Origin of the sequence: Cellulomonas sp. B6 (genome assembly GCF_001462455.1) — a bacterium.
Classification (GTDB): domain Bacteria; phylum Actinomycetota; class Actinomycetes; order Actinomycetales; family Cellulomonadaceae; genus Cellulomonas.
The window spans coordinates 1-2212 of the sequence record NZ_LNTD01000205.1; the positions used below are offsets into that span (position 1 = coordinate 1).

Sequence of the window (2212 nt, forward strand, 5' to 3'; positions counted from 1 at the left end):
TGCCAGCCGCCGCCCCGCCCCCCGGTCCCCGCGTCGTGCTCGTCGGCCCCCCGGGTGCCGGGAAGTCGACGGTCGCCGCCGCGCTCGCGCAGCGCTGGCAGCTCACCGCGCGCGACACCGACGCCGACGTCGAGGCGACGGCCGGCAAGACCGTCGCCGACGTGTTCGTCGAGGACGGCGAGCCGCGGTTCCGCGAGCTCGAGCGCGACGCGGTCGCCACCGCGCTCGCGGAGCACGACGGCGTGCTCGCCCTCGGCGGCGGCGCCGTGCTGGCCGACGCGTCCCGGGCCGCGCTGGCGGCGTACCGGGCGGAGGGCGGCGTCGTGGTGTTCCTCGACGTGAGCCTCGCCCACGCCGCCCCGCGCGTCGGGTTCAACCAGGCCCGCCCGTTGCTCGTCGGCAACCCGCGCGCGCAGTGGCAGGCGCTCATGGAGGCCCGCCGGCCCGTCTACGAGGAGGTCGCGACCGTGCGGGTGTCGACGGACGGGCTGCGCCCGGGTGAGGTCGCGCAGGCCGTGGAGGACGCGCTCGGCGCGCTGCGCACCGTCGGGGGCGACGCGTGAGCGGGCCTCCCGACCTCGGGCGTCCCGTCGGGGACGACGGTGCGCAGACCGTGCGCGTGGCCGGCGAGCAGCCGTACGACGTCGTCATCGGGCGGCACCTGCTCGGACGGCTGCCGGGCCTGCTCGGCGAGGGCGTGCAGCGTGTGCTGGTCGTGCACCCCGCCGCGTTGGCGACGTCCGCCGAGGCGGTCCACGCGGACCTGCTCGCGCACGGCTACGAGGCGTACCTCGCGCAGGTCCCCGACGCCGAGGAGCAGAAGACCGCGCAGGTCGCCGCGTTCCTGTGGGGCGTGCTCGGGCAGGCCGGGTTCACGCGCTCCGACGCGGTCGTGGGTCTCGGCGGGGGAGCGACCACCGACCTCGCGGGCTTCGTCGCGGCGACGTGGCTGCGCGGCGTGCGTGTCGTGCAGGTGCCGACGACGGTGCTGGGGATGGTCGACGCGGCGGTCGGCGGCAAGACCGGCATCAACACCGCCGAGGGCAAGAACCTCGTCGGTGCGTTCCACCCGCCCGCGGGTGTGCTGTGCGACCTCGCGGCGCTGGAGTCGATGAGCCCGCACGACTTCGTCGCGGGTCTCGCGGAGATCGTCAAGTGCGGGTTCATCGACGACCCGCGGATCCTCGACCTCGTCGAGGCGCACACCGGCCTGCTGCGCGACCCCGTCGCGGCCGCGTCGTCGCCCGTCCTGGCCGAGCTCGTCGAGCGTGCCGTGCGCACCAAGGCGCGCGTCGTCGGCGAGGACCTGCGGGAGGCCGGGCTGCGCGAGATCCTCAACTACGGCCACACTTTCGGCCACGCGGTCGAGCACGTCGAGCGGTACCGGTGGCGGCACGGCGCCGCCGTCTCGGTCGGCATGGTGTTCGTCGCCGAGCTCGCGCGTCTCGCGGGCAGGCTCGACGAGGACGTCGTGGCGCGTCACCGGTCGGTCCTCACGGCGCTCGGCCTGCCCGTCACCTACCGCGGCGACCGCTGGGAGCAGCTCCTGACGGCGATGCGTCGGGACAAGAAGACCCGCGGCGACCTGCTGCGGTTCGTGGTCCTCGACGGGCTCGCGAAGCCGGCGCGGCTCGAGGGCCCCGACCCGACGGTGCTGGCGGCGGCGTACGCCGAGATCTCGGCCGATGCGTCGCCGGGAGGTGGCCTGCTGCTCTGAGCGTCGTCGGCCGGCGGTGATCCGCGTGCACAACCTTCGGGGGTTGTGCGACAGCGAACAACCTGACAGGGTTGTGGCATGTTCGTCATGACGATCGACCAGCGGGGGAGCCGCCGCGGGGCCGACCGCGTCCCCGAGCTGCTCGGCGAGCTCGCCGAGGTCGCGACCGTGCGCGGCTTCGAGCGCACCGTGGGCGACGAGGTGCAGGGCGTGCTCGACGACCCCGCCGTCGTCGTCGACACCGCGCTGCGCGTGCTGCGGGGCGGCGGCTGGTCCGTGGGCGTCGGCGCGGGGCCGGTCGTGGAGCCGCTGCCCGCCTCGCCGCGCGCCGGTGCCGGCGACGCGTTCGTGCGCGCCCGCGACGCCGTCGAGAGCGCCAAGAGCCGGCAGCGACCGGTCCCCGCCGCCGTCCGCGGGACCGACGAGGAGGCCGCGGCCGACGCCGACGCCGTGCTCGTGCTGCTCGGCTCGGTCACCACGCGGCGTACCGCGGCC

General features: G+C 76.2%; 3 protein-coding genes. All 3 read left to right on the forward strand.

Going from position 1 to position 2212, the window contains the following annotated elements; all coding sequences use genetic code 11:
• On the forward strand, positions 1–563 hold a 563-nt coding region (locus tag ATM99_RS15900; RefSeq protein ID WP_369798101.1), incomplete at its 5' end, for a shikimate kinase.
• Positions 560–1717: a 3-dehydroquinate synthase gene (gene aroB, locus ATM99_RS15905; protein WP_062103822.1), complete on the forward strand. Its 1158-nt coding sequence runs from the start codon at positions 560–562 to the stop codon at positions 1715–1717. The genes ATM99_RS15900 and aroB, both read left to right, overlap by 4 nt.
• Positions 1718–1795: 78 nt before the next feature.
• A partial coding sequence (locus ATM99_RS15910; RefSeq protein ID WP_062103823.1) for a hypothetical protein occupies positions 1796–2212 on the forward strand: 417 nt, incomplete at its 3' end.